11 protein-coding genes and 1 pseudogene are annotated in these 20,261 nt (G+C 35.3%); 3 read left to right on the top strand and 9 right to left on the bottom strand.

All coding sequences use genetic code 11. The annotated features are described in order from the left end of the window. Positions 1-20: 20 nt before the first annotated feature. Positions 21-986: a diaminopimelate epimerase gene (dapF, locus tag JFL43_RS18650; protein ID WP_200750197.1), complete on the bottom strand. Its 966-nt coding sequence runs from the start codon at positions 984-986 to the stop codon at positions 21-23. Between the two features lie 352 nt (positions 987-1,338). On the opposite strand from dapF, the gene JFL43_RS18645 reads away from it, so the two are divergent. Together JFL43_RS18645 and JFL43_RS18640 are read left to right on the top strand one after the other, a co-directional pair. Further along, positions 1,339-1,887, top strand: a complete 549-nt coding sequence (locus JFL43_RS18645) for a GNAT family N-acetyltransferase (protein ID WP_200750196.1) — start codon at positions 1,339-1,341, stop codon at positions 1,885-1,887. 237 nt (positions 1,888-2,124) lie between these two features. Beyond that, positions 2,125-3,096 carry a hypothetical protein gene (locus JFL43_RS18640; protein ID WP_200750195.1) on the top strand — a complete coding sequence of 324 codons (972 nt, stop codon included), beginning with the start codon at positions 2,125-2,127 and terminating at the stop codon, positions 3,094-3,096. Positions 3,097-3,426: 330 nt separating this feature from the next. Here the strand turns inward: JFL43_RS18640 and JFL43_RS18635 are convergent, their stop codons facing one another. Beyond that, on the bottom strand, positions 3,427-4,503 hold the full coding sequence (locus JFL43_RS18635) for an undecaprenyldiphospho-muramoylpentapeptide beta-N-acetylglucosaminyltransferase (RefSeq protein WP_200750194.1): 1,077 nt from the start codon (positions 4,501-4,503) through the stop codon (positions 3,427-3,429). 123 nt (positions 4,504-4,626) lie between these two features. Here JFL43_RS18635 and JFL43_RS18630 point away from each other — a divergent pair, with 123 nt between their 5' ends. Continuing rightward, a complete protein-coding gene (locus JFL43_RS18630; protein WP_200750193.1) occupies positions 4,627-5,997 on the top strand; it encodes an MATE family efflux transporter in 1,371 nt (456 codons plus the stop codon). A 94-nt stretch (positions 5,998-6,091) separates the two neighbouring features. On the opposite strand, the gene JFL43_RS18625 is transcribed toward JFL43_RS18630, so the two are convergent. The 7 genes and pseudogenes from JFL43_RS18625 to JFL43_RS22785 form a co-directional block, all read right to left on the bottom strand. Next, on the bottom strand, positions 6,092-6,766 hold the full coding sequence (locus JFL43_RS18625) for a CAP domain-containing protein (protein ID WP_200750192.1): 675 nt from the start codon (positions 6,764-6,766) through the stop codon (positions 6,092-6,094). Positions 6,767-6,965: 199 nt separating this feature from the next. After that, positions 6,966-7,859 carry a CobW family GTP-binding protein gene (locus JFL43_RS18620; protein WP_200750191.1) on the bottom strand — a complete coding sequence of 298 codons (894 nt, stop codon included), beginning with the start codon at positions 7,857-7,859 and terminating at the stop codon, positions 6,966-6,968. A gap of 94 nt (positions 7,860-7,953) precedes the next feature. After that, positions 7,954-9,474: a lmo1851 family serine protease gene (locus tag JFL43_RS18615; protein WP_200750190.1), complete on the bottom strand. Its 1,521-nt coding sequence runs from the start codon at positions 9,472-9,474 to the stop codon at positions 7,954-7,956. 1,045 nt (positions 9,475-10,519) lie between these two features. Continuing rightward, positions 10,520-11,890 (bottom strand): lytic polysaccharide monooxygenase, encoded by a 1,371-nt coding sequence (locus JFL43_RS18610; RefSeq protein WP_200750189.1) that lies wholly within the window; start codon positions 11,888-11,890, stop codon positions 10,520-10,522. Positions 11,891-13,159: 1,269 nt separating this feature from the next. Continuing rightward, a complete protein-coding gene (locus tag JFL43_RS18605) occupies positions 13,160-13,441 on the bottom strand; it encodes a hypothetical protein (RefSeq protein WP_200750188.1) in 282 nt (93 codons plus the stop codon). A gap of 50 nt (positions 13,442-13,491) precedes the next feature. Next, complete coding sequence (locus tag JFL43_RS18600) at positions 13,492-19,434, bottom strand: DNRLRE domain-containing protein (RefSeq protein WP_200750187.1); 5,943 nt, start codon at positions 19,432-19,434, stop codon at positions 13,492-13,494. Between the two features lie 606 nt (positions 19,435-20,040). Beyond that, positions 20,041-20,261, bottom strand: a pseudogene (locus JFL43_RS22785) (hypothetical protein); the annotation flags it as partial.

Raw genomic sequence — 20,261 nt, 5'->3', positions numbered from 1 at the left:
AATGTCACCTCTTCAAGGAGTTAAAAAATAGCTGCTATTTTATTCTCTGTATAAGCAATTAATGATTCATATGCTTTTTGCTCATCTGTGTTTTTTACAGATTGCCACAACCATTCATTTTCTTTCTCATAATTTAACTCTAATTCAGCTATAAAAGTTGCATTACCAACTAGTTTTAAGTCAAAACATCCTTTGTTATTTTTCACATGGCATTGTACAAAGCCACCTGGGTTAAAGACCGTTACAGTACCCTCCTGGGCGACACCTACTATTGAAGAAACTAGTGCAGATGCTGTCATCGCAGTGCCACATGCATTAGTAAAGCCTACCCCTCGTTCATAAGTACGGACATAAATTGTTTGCGCGTCCATTGGATACACATAGCTTACATTAACGCCATCTGGACAGAAATCATTTTGCCCATTTAACATGCTTGATAATCTTTCCTGGTGAAGTGTATTGGTTATTTTATCCGGCTGCACAATGCCGATTAAATGAGGATTTGGAACGGATACTGCTGTAAAAGTTATATCATCAGCAAATTCAGCAATCATTTCATTGCGGATTTCGTATTTATTTTTGTAGCTCATTGGCAAAGATGTGAGCTCGAACGAAATCGGCGCAATTTCAACAGAATATGTTGGAATTTCTGCATAAATAGGTGCTTCTTTTTGAACTTTCAAAACGGCTTTCATCGTTTCTATAAGTGCCTCTGAAACATTATTTTTTTCACAAATATAGCGAGCAACACAGCGTAATCCGTTTCCGCACATAGATGCTTCTGATCCGTCCGCATTAATGACACGCATTTTTGCGAGTCCTTTTTTCGATGGAGCGACAAGCAATAGGCCATCTGCTCCTCCTAGATTTTCTTTTTGACAAAGCCAAATGCTAAGTTGTGACCAATCCATACTTTTTTCATCTGTTGTCTCTAATATATAGAAGGTATTGCCTGAACCATGAACCTTATGTAACTGCATTGTCATATAAATCCCTCCGTACTATCTATTTCTATCATAATTCTATTTTGTCAAGCATACAACTGTATATGTTCCTTTTAATATAGGTAATTATTACAAATTTATTTCTCCATATTTTTTTCTTTGCAAAACGGGCAAAACTTAGTATAGTAAAAGGGCAAAATAATTTCATAAAATGATTCCTATGTTTTATAGAGTCAATAGGGAAGGCAAATGGTGCGCCACCAGTAGTCATGCTGGTTCTAGTGGGTTCGATTCCCACCCCGAAATTTTTTATGCAACATTAAATGAAAAATTTCGTGGGGGCTAGAACCTGCCATTTTTTTGGACGTTCACCCCCGTATAGGAGGCGATTCGCATGATTAAGCGACGTGAATTACACGAATGTAACGATCTTTATGAGTTACTAAAACACCCATCTGTCTTCCCTTTTGTGCGTCAAAAAGCTACTAGTGCTGATGAGTACTGGTTTTTGACTAGTCAACTAATGGAGGACGAGGAAAACGGAAAGGCCGTTTCCCGTACGATTACCGATGATTGGGGACAACCCATCGGCACAATCACCGTATATGATGTGCAAGACGGTGCTGGCTTTCTAGGTACTTGGATTGGCACCCCTTTCCAAGGCAAAGGATACAATCAAAAAGCAAAGGAACAATTCCTAAACGAATTGTTTTTTGAACTTGATTTCCAAACTGTTTTCTTGCGTATCCGCTCAGAAAACACAAAATCCCTTCGCGCTGCTGAGAAAATTGGATATATAATGGATGCCAAAGAAAGCCATCCATCCCTATACGAACAAATTAATCAAAGTGATAAAAAATTTGAGCTAATGCAAATCCAAAAAGACTATTTCTACCTATATACAGCCAGTCAGAAAAAGGAAGAAGAAGAACAAGCAATGTAACACGTAAGTGCTGAAGGCGCCCGTTTAACTGCGACAGGCACTGGAGGGCTCGAAACAAAAGCATCACTTCCGCTTTTGTCCGAGAGACCGAAGTGAACCGAGCAGTTGGCGCCTGAAGCTGGATATGCGTAGTTAATACTGAATTATAAATTATTCAATATATAATGTGATTAATTGTTACAATATTAAAACTATAGTTAATTTCTATTTTGAATTTATAAGTAGAGGAGAGGTCTTATGATAGAGTCAATTACAATTAATGAATTGCAAGAGGCGCAAAAACACACTAACTTTGTAATTTTAATACCTAAATTGCCTGCTCCCTACTCTATTGAAAATATATCTTTAAGAAAAGAATCGAGTAAAGTACGTTCTTCTATCCGATTTGAAATAAAAAATGAGAAAAGAATTATAAGAATTAAACAGTTTTTTTATGATTGGGCTATACCTGTGATAACTGCTGATACTAATTTAATACATCAAGGTCAATCTTTTAATATAGATGGAATCGTTGGGTTCATAGGGATAGATTATAAAGGGAATCAAGCAGCATGCTTTGCAAGGTGGTTTACTAATATTGAATTATCTGTTTTAAAAGGGGTTTATGATGAAGAAGAGATTTTGTTAATTTTAAAAATGTTAGAGCCAGTCAATGAATCTTTTATAGAGGGTTTGGGCAAGCAATCATTTTCTACTAGCAGCTTTACTTCCCGTTTTAAAAAACCAAAGTGGGATAAAGAGGATGAAGTTACGCGAGTTTCATGGTTCGAAAATGATATTACATTTCTAAAAGAGTTGCTGCTAGAAATCCCTATATCTCCTCCTCACAGATATGATGATTATTTTTTAGACTCCATAGGATATCAAGATCACCATACAGGTACAGAATTACATCTTTTATATAGGTCTCAATTAAATTATACGGATGGATTATGGCTTTGGATTGCACCCAAAAGTTTATCTGACCCTTTACCTACCCGTACTGGAAATAAAATTGGAAAAAGGCAGAGTTGGAATATAAAAAAGATAAGTTGTGATTTTTTAGGTGTTCCAATTCAAGAAATTTTTTTATGTAGACAAAATACTTCTTATAGTGGTTGGGCTATACATTGGGAAAGAGACAAATACACTTATCACTTATATATAAGACCTTCTACTGTCTTTAAACTTAGCCAGATTAAAGATTTTTTAACTTTATTACATACCTAAATATTTCTAAAAGAGCCAAACTCCCCCGTTAAGAGTAAATTGGCTCTTTTATATGTAAAGGACGTAGAGTAGGCAATCCTGAAGAATATAACCCTTCAAACTTATATTCTCCAAGAAAATTAACACGCTCCCACCCTAGAGGCAATACATATAGCATTAAATCTACCCTAAACTTCTCCCTTTTCTACTAGATATGAAGATATTCGCCAAGTTTCTTACATTTAATTTAAGATAAAAATTTCACCTTATTAATTCCTAATTATTTAGTCTTTCAAAAAGGTCATTATCTACATATTGTAGATAATGACCTTTTTTTAGAGACGACTTTTACTATTTAGCATACTCCAAAATCAACTCAACCATTTCATCCGGTGTTTTTGGTGATTCTGTTTCGCGCATTTGTTTGATTAGTCCTTCTTTGTGTTCTTCAAGGCTAAGAACGGCTTCCATAAACGTTTTGTTTGTTAAATCTTCTTCTTGTAGTATTTCTGCTAATCCTTGTTCTGAAAACAGCTTAGCATTTAAAATTTGGTCTCCACGTGATTTTTGCAGAGAAAGAGGAATGAGTAACATCGGCTTTTCTAATGCTAAAAATTCAAATATTGAATTTGATCCTGCTCTTGAAACGATTAAATCAGATGCGTGTAAAAGATCTGGCAATTCAGTTGTAACATATTCAAATTGCTTGTAACCAGGCATACTCACTAATGCTTCGTCTATATGTCCTTTACCGCATAAATGGATAATATTATGCTTCTCTAAAAGTTGCACAATATTAGAGCGCACCGCATCATTGATGAATTTTGAACCTTGGCTCCCTCCCATAATTAGGATGACTCCTTTCGATTCTTTAAATCCACATAACGCTAATCCTTTTGCTTTACGACCTTCAAATAAGGCCGGGCGAATGATGGAGCCCGTGCAAGATGCTTTATCGGCAGGTAGATGCTTCAACGTTTGTTTAAATACGGTGAAAATATGTGACGCAAATGGTAGCGATAATTTATTGGCAAGTCCTGGCGTTACATCTGACTCATGAGAAATAACTGGCACACCTGACATTTTAGCAGCCATAACTACAGGGACCGATACAAACCCACCTTTAGAGAAAATGGCTACCGGTTTTATTTTACGAATAATTGTCAAAGCTTGTGCTACACCCGCTAAAACGCGGAACGGATCTGTGAAGTTTTTCATTGAAAAATAACGTCGAAGTTTACCGCTTGAAATTGCATGATATTGTAAATCAGGGAATGCCTGACCGATAATTTCTTTTTCAATGCCCTCTTTTGAGCCAATATAGTGAACGCCATAGCCTTTGTCAAGGAAAGATGGTATTATTGCCTGATTGAGTGAAACGTGGCCAGCTGTACCTCCACCAGTTAATATGATTGTTTTGTTTGTCATTATAATTCTCCTATTCTGCTAAAACAATGTATGAACTGCTTTTGATTTATAAGAACAGCTACTTATTTTACTATACGAATCTACAATAGAAAAGATGTCAATTTATACTTGGAGGCTAGAAACATGCATGAAACAACTACGATGAGAGCGAAATGGACAGTCATGCTGAGTATTGTGCTTCCGATCTTAATTACCCAAATTGCTTTATATTTGATGTCGTTTTTCGATGTCTTAATGTCAAGTAAATATAGCACTGCTGACTTAGCAGGTGTATCCATTGGTTCTTCTATTTGGTTACCTGTTTATACAGGTTTATCTGGGATTCTCTTATCCATAACCCCTATTGTAGCACAACTAGTCGGGGCAAAAAGGCAGAAAGAAGCGACATTTTCAGTTCAACAAGGATTTTATGTTGCGATTGCTTTAGCAATCATTATATTCGGATTATTAATGGCAAGTATTAACCCATTATTAAATATGATGTCATTGGAGCCTGAAGTACACCGCATAGCACATGATTATTTAGTAGCGATGTGTTTTGGTTTAGTTCCTTTATTTATTTATAGTGTGTTACGTTGTTTTATCGATGCACTTGGCAAAACAAGAATTTCAATGTTTGTTACTCTACTTGCAACGCCTGTCAATATTTTCTTTAACTACTTATTAATTTTCGGGAAATTTGGTTTCCCAGAGCTTGGTGGGGTTGGTTCGGGTGTTGCTTCCGCTATTACGTATTGGATTATTTGTGCAGTAGGGATTGTCATTACGATGAAGGCGCAGCCATTTGAAGCATTTCAATTGTATGCGAATTGGCCAAAACTTCAATTGGCCAAATGGCTAGAAATATGTAAAATTGGCGTACCAATTGGGTTATCTATTTTTGCAGAGATAAGTATATTCTCAGTTGTGACGATTATGATGAGTAATTATAGTACAGCTGTTATTGGTGCCCATCAAATTGCGATGAACTTTGCGAGTCTCGTCTATATGATTCCTTTAAGTATTTCAATGGGAGCGACGATTTTAGTTGGTTTTGAAATTGGTGCAAAGCGTTGGAAAGATGCACGCATATACAGTTATCTATCCGTTATAATAGCAGTTGGATTTAGTTTTATTTCTGCTACAATTTTAATCATTTTCAGAGAACAAATAGCTGGTGTTTATTCAACTGATGCACAGGTCGTAACACTAGCCACACAGTTTTTAATTTACGCTGCTTTCTTCCAACTGTCTGATGCCATTCAAGCACCCGTGCAAGGCGCTCTACGGGGCTATAAAGATGTAACTATTACATTCATAATGGCGATCATTTCATATTGGGTCATCGGATTGCCACTAGGCTATGTTGTAGCAAATTACACAGATCTAGGGCCATTTGGTTACTGGATCGGCTTAATTAGTGGCCTTACTGCTGGGGCAGTGACACTTAGTGCTCGCCTTCTCATTGTTCAGCGGAAAGCTCAAAAACACACACAAGAAAATCCTTCTACTTAAGTAGAAGGATTTTTTTGGAATATCGGTAAGGACATTATGTATAAAGCCCCAAAAAACCAGCTCTCAATTAAGAGAACTGGCTTGTATTTCTAAATTATTTTGTTTTAATAAATTGTTGTGTCCAGTAATGTCCAGTCGCTGCGTAGCCTACACCAATATGAGTAAATGTTGTACTCATAATATTAGCACGGTGACCTGGTGAATCCATCCAAGCTTTAACTACTTCTGCTGGTGTTTTTTGACCCATAGCAATATTTTCTCCAGCTGCACTATATTGAATACCAAGTGCTTTCATGCGGTCAAATGGTGAACCAAATGTCGGGCTTGTATGTGAGAAGTATTTATTTTTTTGCATATCTAAAGATTTCTCACGTGCCGCACCCATTAAAGCTTTGTCAGATTTAAATGCAGCTAATCCCGCTTTTTGGCGTTCTACGTTTGTTAATTCGATCACTTTTTGTTCGAATTGATCTGCAGCAGTTTGAGCTGAATTATTTGAACTATCATTAGATGGTTTATTCTCTGGTTTGGTTGTATTGCCACCAGATGAATTATTCCCTGGCTTATTCGTATTAACATTACCGTCATTCGGCAATTTGTGTGAATGGTTTTTTATCTTACAATTTGATTTATAAGACTTCCATTCTTTTTGAAATACCTGCGTTTGCTTTGTTGTATCGGATGATTTTGTGGAATATGATGCTTCCACCGTTCCCGCCTGTACGCTAACTAGCATAACTAGACTCATTGGTAATAACCATTTTTTCATGTTTTATTCCTCCTTGTCTGTAAATATAGTAACGCGGGGTTTTTGTAATAAAAGGCCCAATTATTGCTACTTTGTCCAAGTAACAATAAAAGGGCCTTGATTTCAATCTTATATGGGTTTTAAAATTGTGTAATTTTAGTAATCTATCGTTTTATTACTAGAAGGATTGGGTTGACACCATATAAAATGGCTAGTTATGTTACAAACTGCCGATCACTTCGAGCTCATTGACATCTTCACCTATAATGACAATATTAGGGGGCATCTGCATATATTCAGGCATCCATTGTGTTAAACCATATGCATATTGGAAGAGCATTGGGTTTTTCATCCCTCTAATAGGAACATACCCTTTCATACGATAAATAGTAGAAGGAATTGTACGCAGCCATTCTTCAAATTGTACTTGTTCCATTGGTTCAGTGAATGTAACTAAGCGTGAGCTCAAATGCAGTTTACCAATCGGCGCCGATTCAAGATTAGATGGACGAGCAGTTGCATGTAGGGTTTGTAAATACTTTAGCGGTACTCGCCCCCTGGTAGTTTGTAAAAGCAAGGCATGTGGGTTTAGGGCTTGGATTTCAAAAGTCACCTTTGCACGTTCTTCTTCAGTTAGTAGATCCGATTTATTTGCCAAGACAAGGTGAGCGTGACGGATTTGCTCTAAAAATAGTGAGCGTACTTGAGGTGATAATTGATCGCGCTCTAACCAACGTTTACTATCAGCTACTGTGACAATCCCTTTAATATTTAATTGGTCAGCAAATAGAGGCGAATAGACAGCATCCAATGCTTCTACTGGATGCGCAGCTCCCGTTGTTTCAATAATTAGCACATCAAATTCTGATTCTGCTAGCAGAGTTTGAATTTGTGCTTCTGTTTTTTCAGCTCCTGAGCAACAAATACAACCATTTAGCATTTCTTTTAATGGCACGTCCTCCTCAACTGCTTGTGAGTCAAAGTTTAACTTGCCAAGTTCATTCATTATAATTGCCGGTTTAAGATTTTGTTCCTTTAGTTGACGGATTACATCTGTCAGCATAGATGTTTTACCACTTCCTAAAAAACCACTAAATAGATATACATCGATCATGTAAATCATCCTTTCTTCTGTAAACGCATGAAAAAGCTGACCTTATAGTATGGTCAGCTCTCCATGCGCATTTTTATAATGAGTGTTTTGCTAGTTATTCTTTACTATCTGATCCAATTTCTTTCTTCATTAATTTCTGTGCTTTTAGTAATTGTGGATCGTCTTTTTGAATTTTCTGGCGAAGTTCTTTCATTAATGCGAAAGTTGTTTCACCTTTTAAAACGCCTGTTTCTTTCAGCTTATGATCTTTTTGGAATGCTATCACTGCTGCTTTCGTTTTTTTATCAAAAAGTCCTTCTACTTTACCTGGTGAGTATCCAACTGCTTTTAACATTTCCTCAGCAGCCTTCACTTGGTCTGATAGAGAGCCTTCTTTCATTGCTTTTTCAGGGTCAAGGTATGGTAATGAAGCATAAGAAGGATAATCTACTGAAACAGTAGGTTTGATACCTTTTTCATGAATCCAGTTACCTTCTGGTGTTAACCATTTAGCTGTAGTAAATTTCAAGTTTGAACCATCTGTAAGATCACTTGCAGTTTGCACTGTACCTTTACCGAATGATTTTTCACCCACTAATTGAATAGCAGCAGATTCACTTAGTGCACCGGCTAAGATTTCAGAAGCAGAAGCACTGCCGCCATCGATTAATAACGTTACAGGTACATCCACTTTACGACCACCTTGTGCTTCAATCACTTGTTTTTTGCCAGTTTTGTCTTCAATTTGCATGACAGGCTCGCCTGTTTTAATAAATAGACTTGCGATATTAACAGCCGAATCGAGTAAACCACCTGGATTTTGACGAACGTCAACAACAAGTGCTTTCATACCTTTACCTTCCATCTCATCAAGAGCTGTTAATAATTCTTCATATGTGTTCTTAGAAAAGCTAGTAATAGAAATATGCGCTACTTTTCCACTTAGCATTGCACTATAAACTGTTTCAACCGGGATATCGTCACGAACAATTTTTACTTTAATTTTTTTATCGCTATCACCGCGAACGATTTCAAGCGTTACCGATGTTCCTTTTTCACCACGGATTAACTTTATGGCTTCAGAAGAACTCATACCTGCAATACTTTTACCATCAACTGTTGCAATCATATCGTTTGGTAAAATACCTGCCTTTTCAGCTGGTGAGTTTTTAATCGGTGAAACAACTACGATGTTGCCACTTTGCTCTTGGATTTCAGCACCAATTCCTTGAAAACTTGAAGAGATACTTTCATTGAATTTAGAAGCTTCCTCTACATTCATATAATCTGAATAAGGGTCACCGAGTGCTTCAATCATACCTTTGATTGCACCGTTTACGGCTTCGTCTGTATCAATATCTTTGTAATAGTTTGCTTTTAATTCATCAAATGCGTTAAATAGTTTTTGGAATTCTGTATGAGTTGGTGTGCGTACTTCTACAACTTTTTTCTCCCCAAAAGTTAGCGCAAAAATCGTTAAACCAGAAGTACATAATATTAAAACAATTACCATCATGATGAGCCCAAAAGGTTTAATACGTATGTATTTCCCTGCTGGCTTTATATCCTCTTGTTTTTGCTGGTCATCTGTTGGTTGATCATTTTTTTCTGGTTCCATTTTGTTCTGCTCGTCCATTCATTTCACCACTTTCAATCTTCAAGTGTTTTTCACACTATTACCATAATAAAGCACGGCTCTTTTAACGTCAATCAAGCGATTACATAGATGTTAAATTATCAATAGTATCATTCATCCCACCTCTATTAACCTCTCTCATAATAATTCATTATATTATACTGAACTGGGGGAGAAAATAGGGGTACTCAAAATTAGAAGTAGTTACTAAAAAAACAAACGTTTTGCAGGCATGCTACATAAACTAAACCCTTCTTATCTATATTGGGAGAGCTGCAAGAACATTATCTACAGTAAAAGTACGCTTTGCTTGTCTAACGAAACCAAATCCTTGGAACGATTCAGCTATTATTTTAATGTTTTTCCCACAACTTTTAGTTACCTCTCCACCTTCCACATATACATTAAATCAATAGCTGATTACACTGCACTGCTTTTACTTTCTATTCATTCACGGTGTTCGCTCCTTCTTTTTCGTATCCAGAACACTTATTATTATGGAATATAAAAAAAGAGCCCTGGCAGCCTTTAGTAGCAATCTAGTCAAACTATGAACGGATATTCAATTTTTGTTCTCGGTTTAATTCTTCAGCTGTTATAATCCGCTCGATATTCTTTAATTCTTAACGCATTCCTTTTTCTATGTATTCGTACTCATCTCCTCGCATTTCAACTGCTATTACATCTACATCCGTTTCAAATTCTACTTCTCTCCCGTCTCAGTAAATGATTATTACTCTATATTTTTTATCCATGGGTACTCGCATCTAGTCCCCTCACTTTTTTAATGTTGTATTCAACAAAAAAATGTTCCATTTTATTTTGACAAATAAAAAGCCTATCACCAATTAAGATGATAGGGAAAATTAATACATATTTGTTTTTTATAAAGGAACAAAAATTAAGTAATAAAGATGCAACGACCATTATCAATTATCTCTCTTTTTAATATTCCAATCTAATTTAGAAGTCTGTGTCATGTTTATTTTCAGCTTTTTGCACCAAAACCCTCTAGACTATCTATTTCTATTAAATTGTACTTAAATTAAATAGCTTTCCATAACGATAAGGCAAATATCCAGTCTGGAGCGCCGTTTCCTTGATAGCTTTGAACCGCTTCATAGTTTTTTCCCTGATGTTCTACTCTATCACCCTTTGTATATGCTTTATACGGATTCCATTGTTCATAAGATGAACTCTGCACTTTTGTTGTCACAGTAAGAATATTACTTTTAATTGATTCATTTCCTGCTGTATCAACTGCTGTAACTGTGTACTTATATGTTGTATTTGATTGTAAGCTCTTGTCCATAAATGATGTAGTGTTGGATGTTCCAACTGCTATCATTTGTCCACTTGATGTTTCTCTGTATACAACATAATGGTCAACTGCTATATTGTCTTCTGATGGACTCCACATTAAATCTACACTAGATGATGTTTGCCCCATACTATGTAGTCCTTTTGGTTGAGTTGGTGCTTCAGTATCTGGAACTTTATTTCCTGTCTTTGCAACAACAGCTTCACTTTCTTGTGAAACATTTCCTGCTGCATCTATGGCCTTCACTGTATATTTATATTTTGTATTAGCCGTTAATTTTCCATCTGTAAATGTTGTTCCTGGTACCGTTCCAATTACTTTTCCATCACGTAATACTTGATATTCTTTTACCCCTACGTTATCTGTAGAAGGCTCCCAGTTTAATTTCACACTGTTTTCTGTAACTTTCGCTACATGTAATTTTTGTGGTTGTGTTGGAGCTTTTGTATCCGGATTTGCATTATTTATTAAATTAACATCGATTACACTATAGAAAGCGTTTGAAGTATCAGCTATATCCCAAACAGCCAAAATCACATGGTATCCACTTCGATCTGTTGGTACGTTAATTTTATGCGATGGATTATTAGATGCTGTAGAACCGTTATGTTGGACTTCTCCAATCGGATCAAGAACAGCACGAGTTAAAGGTTTATTAGGATTCCAGCCTTTTTTTGTAATATAATAGTGCCATTTGCTCGTTGCATGCAGTGCAGTATATTTCCATGTGAAAGTATTTTCACCACCAGTGATCGTATTCTTAAACCAGCGATCTGTAGTTTGTTGGTCAAGAATTCCACCAAACATACCACCAGCTGAAGCAATTGTTCCGTCTGCCGGCCCATTTTGTGGGAACCCTTTTGGTGCTTCTAAACTCTGCGGTTCATACATTACATTTCCACAACTCAAGTTAAGCGCTCCATAATTTGAACTACATAACGCAGCACGGCTAACAGGTTTTTCAACAAATCCATGTGCACTTACATTCTCAGGTATTAAAGTGGTCCCCATAATACCCGCTGCTAATATAAAAGCGCCTACTCCCGTTTTTCTTATTGTCATTTTTGTAAAACCAAATGGAAAATTATTATTCATCTTATTAGTCCCCTTTACTTATCTACTTGTTACATGACAAACAAATTTATATGTGCGAGGATTTTGATGCAAAAAGCTAAAAATAAAACTATATTAATATATACCTTATCTTTAGTCTGCCACATTGAAAATAGAAGGAAATTCAAAAATATCCCCTCTAACGAATTAGTTTCTCTAACTATTTTGTTGTAGCATCAATGCGAGTAGTAATAATGGCACACTTCAAAATCTTATTTTCATAATTATAGTACTATCCTCCCTTTTTAAAAATCACTCTACTAACATCTATATACATATCGGATAAAATCCTCAAAATTTTATAGATATAGTTAAATTAGTAAATTATTTTTTCTACGGCGAATTATTCTTTGAAGATAGTACTGTGAATGAAGGTAGAAAAGATGCGAGACCGAAAGAACGTAATAATTGATGGAGATAAGTGGCAGGTAATAGAATTTTTATTTAAAATTGGATAATAATTATGATATTACAAGAAATTAGGTGTATGAAAAAATGGACTATAAACCTTCATTTTGATGATGTCAGTGACAGAATGAAGAAAAGTCTCTGGGAATATACGTAATATGTCTACTCACTAACATTTCATTATTTTTATATGGCATTTCAAGACACTCGAAATGTTCAATAATTTTATTTTGTGCATAAAAAAAGGCCTTTATATGGATGTACAGGTGGTAACGCGTCCAAATCCACTAAAAAGAACAATATCATGGACAAGAATAAACTAAAAACATCATTGAACAATGGTTTTCACTGAATAATATCCCGTCCATGTTCACTCCTTTCGTGGTACTATGGCTTCTGCTGACTTCTGATGATTCAGCTATCTATCACTAGATAGGTTCTGTTTCCAGGTATTCATCAGATCTCCCGGGGTAAGTCCGCCCACTTTCACCTCATCTATCCGTCACATTTATTGCTCTGATTTCCGTGGATATTTAGGATTTCGATTTGTTTTGCAATTTCGTCCAAACAGAACAACCTCGAATGTGATTCGTGTACCTCGGACCAAGGTTTTGCCGCCAGCTTCCTTCAGATTCCGCGTCGCCACGGACACCCTTGCTCTTGGCTAGTGGTTCGCATATCCCAACGCCCACAGTGAACTTTCATCACCTAGTTGACGAACATGCCCGGCACACAAAAAATCCCCTAATTTCAAAATTAGGGGATAAAATGTCTTTTCTCAATTGTTGGAACTATAATGTGTTTGTTTGGGTTGACTGTAAACCGAAATATTGACCTGACTGATTAAGTAAATACATATAAAAGTAATAAAAATCCAAAAGTACTAACCAATAGTGTGTATAACATTCTAAACCGAATATTTTTAAGCGACGCAAACGCAGATCTATAAACTTGAATAGTCATAATTCCCACTATTGAAAATATAACAATCGATAAATAATCTGTATGAATTACAAGTGTTTTTTGACCTTCTGCTCCTCCTACTGCTAATGCAAACAAGAAGAAGCCCATAAATACACTTGTGAACATCAGATACAAAAACAAAAATATGGTTTTTGTATCCATTTCTACCTACCTCCTTAAGTTAATTAATAATTTTTTTCGCATTTATTGTTTTATTTCGATGGTTTTAAATTCCATATATACGCTGTACCTACCCCACCTATTAAGATAGTGAGATCAACAGCACCGAAATTTGCTTTTAGTAAAGCTTTTGTTAACCCTTTTTTTCCTGCTTTTCTTGCTAACTTCTTGGCATCTTTCATTAGTAATTTTCTATATGAAGATTGACTTACTATAGAATACCGCATTGATTCATATAAAGCTTGGCTTAATGCCTTTTTATAGAGCTGTCTGCTTGCATAAACAGCTCTTACAGAATTAACGATCCTTGAAATGTGCGCACTTATAACTACAACTGCCGCTCCGGCATCTGACCATCCCATATATTGAGAAAATAAAAGTTGAAATCCCCATCCAATTGCATTCTTTAATCTAGTCCATGAAAGCCATTGTGATTGTTGACCATTATGATCTACATATTTGTTAGGGTTATTATTTCCATAAGTATATCCATTCTGCGACAAAGGCTCGTCATTATCTCCAGGATGTGGATCCAATGCTAAAAACGCTCCATTTCTCGGGTTATAATAACGAGCTTGCAAGTAATAATTCGCTGTTTCTTCATCATAGTAATATCCTGCGTAACGAATTGGGTTGACTTTTGCGATGTCGCCTTCCATCGATAAGATATTACCATAGGCATCATAGCTATAAGAACCGACTTCATTATCATTTTCATCACGAATACTTAATATATCTCCACGGTGGTTCGTAATGAATTGATATGCTTTTTTTATTCCATTTTCTTGGACAATCATGCCAAGTGGCGCATAGCCATCCCATTCATAGTAACGTGTACTTGTTACTTTACCGTTTTGTTTCACAACTTCCATGTATAATACTTCATCATTGTATAAGTATTCATGCGTTGTATTACCAACCGTTTTTGTTAAACGAAGTCCATTTTCATCATATGTGTAGGATGCAACTTTTTCTCCTTTTAACGTTTGAATGGTCGTTAATTGTTGAGATACATTATACATATACACATAATTTTCATCATGTGTTAAATTACCATCTGCATCATATTGATACGCAATCTTGTCTTTTGTTTGAATTTGGTTCGCATCATTATACGTATAAGTCGCCTTTTTTCCGTTCACTGTGGCTGCAGTTCGATTTCCTACAGGATCATATTCATACGTATTGGACTCACCATAGGCAAACGTTTCTTTTGTCAGTTGATTGTTTAGATCATATGCATAAGTTGTTGCTTCACCTTGAACCGATTCTTGAAAAATGTTGCCATTTTTGGTGTGGTCATATTTGATTTCAAATGGCGTTTGAGTTTTTGTTGTATACGTTAAGGATTTTAATAAGTTTCCATCGTCAAACTGTGTAACTCGTTTTAGCAGGTCTTCATTTACAGTAAAGTTTATATTATTATCAGCTTTTTTTTCTTCAAATACATAGGTATGAAGAGGTCGTTCTTCTGAAGTATATTGAACTTGCTGAACGTCATCCGAACTCTCTTTATAAGTTGTTGTTTCTTTTACTGCAAAATCATTCTGGTAGTTTGTTTCCCGCTGTGTAACTCGTTCTTTATCATCATAACTATATAATTGTGTAAATAAATTCAGCTCATATTTTGCTAAAAAATTGCTTTCTGGTGTGTAACTAAACGATTTAATTTCTTTGCCGTCTTCTGAAATAGTTGTTAAATTATTTAAATCATCATAGCTATAGTTAATAGATTTAAATTTATTTTCTTTTTTATCGAATACATTGATAGTATCAAGTGAATTACTCTCGTTAAGAATATATTGTTTCTGAATTCCTGAAGGGAGAGTTTCTTTACTTAGTTCACCATTTATATCATATTCATATTGGAACTTCATCAACGGCATAATCGTTTGGATTACTTGATCATTTTGATTATACGTAAATAATTTTCTATGTCCTAATGCATCTATAAGCGAACTTAAATTGTTGTTTGCATCATATGAGTATTCTGTTTTGTGTCCATTACCATCGGTCACAGATGTCAATGTATCAAAATACAATGGATCATACGTATATTTCGTTGTTTGTCCTTCAGCATCGGTAACTTCTTTTCTTTGACCAAAAATTGTGTATTGAACCGATGTCGTATTTTCTTTTTTATCGATAACTTTTTTTGTATATACGTCATCATCGTATGAGATTTTTTCAAATGTATTATTTGGATAATTTGTTTTAATTAAACGACCAAATGAATCATTCGTAAATACTGTTGTTTCTTCATTCACCGTGCTGGAAACAAGAAACGGCCCTTCATATTCGTTCGTTGTTGTTTCTCCATTGGCTGCAACTGTCTTTACGAGTTGATTATTGTCATTGTACGTTTTTACAATTGTACCGTCAGTTGATTTTGATGTCAGCACATTTCCATTTGAATCATACGAATTTTTATCCGTTGTACCATCAGGACGTGTGACTTCTAAAACACGATAATTTTTATCTAAATCATAAAGTTCTGTTGAATTTTGGTTTTCTTCTGATGGAGTTGTTACTTGGGATACTGCATACGTATTATTTTTTATATCGCGTTTATAAATCGTTTCTGCATCATCTGTTGAAATAGACTTAAACTCATTGTCTTTTACGTTAAATTGATAAGTATTTGTAACAGATAATTCCTCATCTTCTGCTTGTTTATCAAAGATTTTCAGTTCATTTTCGGCATAGGAGAATTCTGTTGTATTATTATTCCCATCTGCATATTCCACTAATTGATTTTGACTATTGTATGCAAAGTTTTCATCAATTGCACGTGAAGTCTTATCACTACCAATGGTAGTCTTAACTAGTAAATCCCCGCTATACGTAAATGTTGTCCAGTGATCTGCATACTGAATTTTACTGATTTTATTCCCTTGATAACTAATTTCTATTTTTTCTTGCTTATCAATTCCTTTAGCTTCTTCCACTGTAATTAATTGACCTCTCTCATTACGTACAAAGTCAATTTGGTTTTTGTAGTTATCTGTATAAGAAGCAATTAAGAAGTTAGATGAATCTTTAATTAGTTTAAATGTCTGAGCGAAACCGTCCGGATCAGTTAAAGTCCAAGTTTGCTCATCTTGTTTCACTAATTTTTCATAAATACCGTTTGGAGCTACATATTCCGCATCTTTATAGACAAAGGTATGTGTGGTTCCATCTTCATCTGTATAAAGAATATCTTTATTCGAGAGAATCTCCAATTGCTCATTCCCGATAAATGTCCAGCCCGTTCCTAGTACTGATGCTTTATTTGAACGAGAATTATACGTACGTATAAAATCAAATCCTAAAACACTACGTGTATAAAGAGATTCATCGGTAAATTGAAGGTTCATGTTACCAGTAGTTACATTGACATTAGCGGTTGCTCGGCCAAATGAATGTTGTTCGAAAGTAAAGTAATCTTCCAAACCTATTAAATCTAATTGTTGATTCGGTTGTGTTACAACTGAAGTGGATTTAGGACTTAAACCTCGTTTCCCTGTTATTTTTCCATCCTCTGTTTCTGAAGCTGTATCATCATCATCATAATATGCTTGGACACTTACTGTATATTTCTTTTGAAGGTCATATTTTGCCTTTGTTGTGTAAGAAGTTTTTCCTTTAACTTTTATAACTTCATCCGTTTTTCCATCATTTAAGATAACATCATAATATTTAGCGCCCGCGGATGCTTTCCACGAAATATCGAAACTTGTTTTGTTCTGTACCAGGTTATCGTTATTGGCAGTCATCTTCACATCTTTTGGTGCGTAAAGAGGTATATATCCGTAGTTAACATCAGATGTTGGTGAATCACCAGCAGCTGACATAGCTATAACACGGACACTGTAGCGTTTTGATGAATTACCATAGGTTGTACTTGGATCGATTGGTAATTCTGCTCCTTTTCCTATACTTGAAGTCTTATCTAACTCAGCTTGATGTAAATCGATTTTTCCTGCTTTAATTTCAGCATCTGTTGGCCAGATTTTTTTGCCCTTTGTACTAACTGATAATGTATCTTTTCCAACAGTAAAGTTTTCGTATTTGACACCATTCCAAATACGAACTTTATAGCCTGTCGCATTGGCTACTTTATCCCATTTAATATTAAGCCATCCACGGCCTTTATTGGTCGTATCTGTTTCCGAATAGTTTCCTGATGTCACCGTAGGTAAATTAGGTTCACCTGTTGGTACAGGAATTGCTTTTGACACAGTAGCAGAAGTGGGGCCATTGCCTGTTGGATACTTAGGAATCACACGGAACTTATACACTTTTGATGTAACCGCTTCCCCTGCCTTCACAGAATAAAACGCCGTCGGATCTAAAGGTAATTCAACACCTGCTTTACTTGTACTATATGTACTGGTTGTCTTATACGGTGCTTTTGGAAATACTTTTTGTCCTTTAGAATTCCAACTAGTTGCTGTTCCTTGATAAATACTTTGATAGCCCTTGCCATCAAACATCTGTAAATCATAGCCTGTCGCACCGTAAATCGATTTCCATTTGACAGTCACCGAACCGGTCTTAGAAGCCAAATCATCCGCAGTAGCGGTCATAGTCGGTGTTTGCATTTTCTCATAATGATACGCAATAACTATTTTAGCTTTTTTAGCACTTTCTGCAGCCGTGATTTTTTTCCAATAGGTTTGACCATTTCCGTTAGTATGGAATTTAAATCCATAGTTAGAACGCTCTCCTGATACCCAGGCTTGAATAGTATCCGTGACATTAAAATGTGCCCATTCATCACGACCGACAGAGGTAGAAGTAATTTTTGTCGAAGAAGGCTTATTGTTCCAAGTTAATTCATTAGCTCCCCAAGAACCTTTTACCTCATCTACCCATAAACCATTTTTTTGAGTAGCATAGTAAGCATGCGTCACATAAGCTTGTAAATCTGCGCTATCAATTGTGGCTCCTTTTAAATCGCCTACAATACTAAATTTAATAAATGGATAGTTGGTACCTGATGTACTATCGTAATACCCTGTTTGCAATACATATTCACCTTGTGAAGGGTCCCACTGCTTATTAAAATTAGCAGTTGGATATTTACTAGAGACATATGTATCTCCTAATGCATTGATAGACACTGATGGATCAATATAAATTGGAAAAACTCGTTCTGATGATTCTAACCATTTTTTATCTGCAGTCAATTTAAGTTCATAAAGCCCTTTTTCAGTAGACGTTAATTCATAATATAATTTGGTAGAACGAGCACCATCTCCTAATGTATCATTATAATTTGAATCAACCATTACAGGCTTTGGTAAAGAAAAAACTAATGACGACTTAGCTTCATCTTCATAAAATCCGACTGATCCATCTTTTTTTACTTCCCCATATAAATCCGTTTTAATTGAATAATTAAATTCATTAATGCCTGTAAATTCACGTACAATCCAATCTTCTTTTACCTCATTATTTAAAGCGATATGACGTAAATCAATATTCGGATAAACTTCTTTGTAATTTAAAGTGTTATCATTTTTTTCTAGATTTGGATTCTCTGATGGTTCAATAGTATTATCACCATCAGAAGCATTTGTTATGTTAATTGATAGTTCGTGATTCCCAAAACGATAGATTAAAGGTTCATCATCAGATATTTTTTCGGGAAACATTGATTCCAAATTGGTTTCTTCTGTAGTCACATAACCAGTTTGGCCATCTACTAAATCTTCCGAAATTTCTTGATATACTCCATCTACTTTATTATGTACTTCTTCTGGGTACAATTCCTTAAGAAAATTACCTTTTCCATTTGTAAATGTTTTTGAGTTAGCGGTCCTTTCTTTAATAATCTCATTAAAATCTTTTGTCACTTCTAAGTGTTCTGATGATTGAGTCTTTGTATCCGGTTGGTCTTCATTGAATGTTGCACCAACATATTCAGGAATTAAACTAACAATCATTATAAATATAAGAAATTGTGCTATATACTTCTTGATATTCATAAATACCCCTCCCTTTTTTTGTTACAAGGATTAGTATATAGTACTTAATATTTATTAAATATAATATTTTATTATCAATATATTTGAAAAATAATACATTATTCAGTTAATTAAACCTATTCCTTTAGTGCGAAAAGTATATTTATAGTATTTTATGATATTATTTGAAATGTAAAAAGGGTAACATTTCAAACCATGAATATCATTAGATAGAGAATAAGTAATAAAACGAGAAAAAGCTAACCAGAATTAAGTGATTAACCTTTTGTATTACCAGCACCTCTATAAAAAAAAGAAACCGGACTTGTGTATTTGAAAACCGAAACCACGGAGAAGAACAAAAAATAACCCACCGTTACAACGGCAAGTTAAGTGACTCCAAAAGAAAAGCGACAAGGAACAGTATTCACTAACTTCACTTAATAATAAATATAAATATTCCCTAAATTGCAATATTAAATGCAACAAACGATAAACCTTGATAAACCGGTGTTTTCTATACATATGGCATGAGAGTTTGGATATAGAGATACTAACTCGCTACTTTACTTGGAGTGGCGGGCATGATAGCCTTTACAGGCCCAAGCCAGTATCATTGAGCTGGCTTCATGGCTTGGAACTTATGCACGCAGAGGCTCCATGGCAAGTAGCTGAAGATGGTACCCTGCCTATCAACCAATCAAGAGAGAGTTCCTCATGGAAACATTCTTCAGGTGTTCGGTATCCAAGAATTTTACGTGGCGGTTGGTTACACCATTTTTCAACGTGTGAAATGGTCTCACTAGAAACCTCGGCAATTGCCTTTCCTTTGGGAATGAAACGTCGAA

Source organism: Viridibacillus soli (assembly GCF_016612995.1).
Taxonomy (GTDB): domain Bacteria; phylum Bacillota; class Bacilli; order Bacillales_A; family Planococcaceae; genus Viridibacillus; species Viridibacillus soli.
The sequence above is the reverse complement of the archived record's forward strand: the minus strand, read 5'-3'. Positions and strand labels throughout refer to the sequence as shown.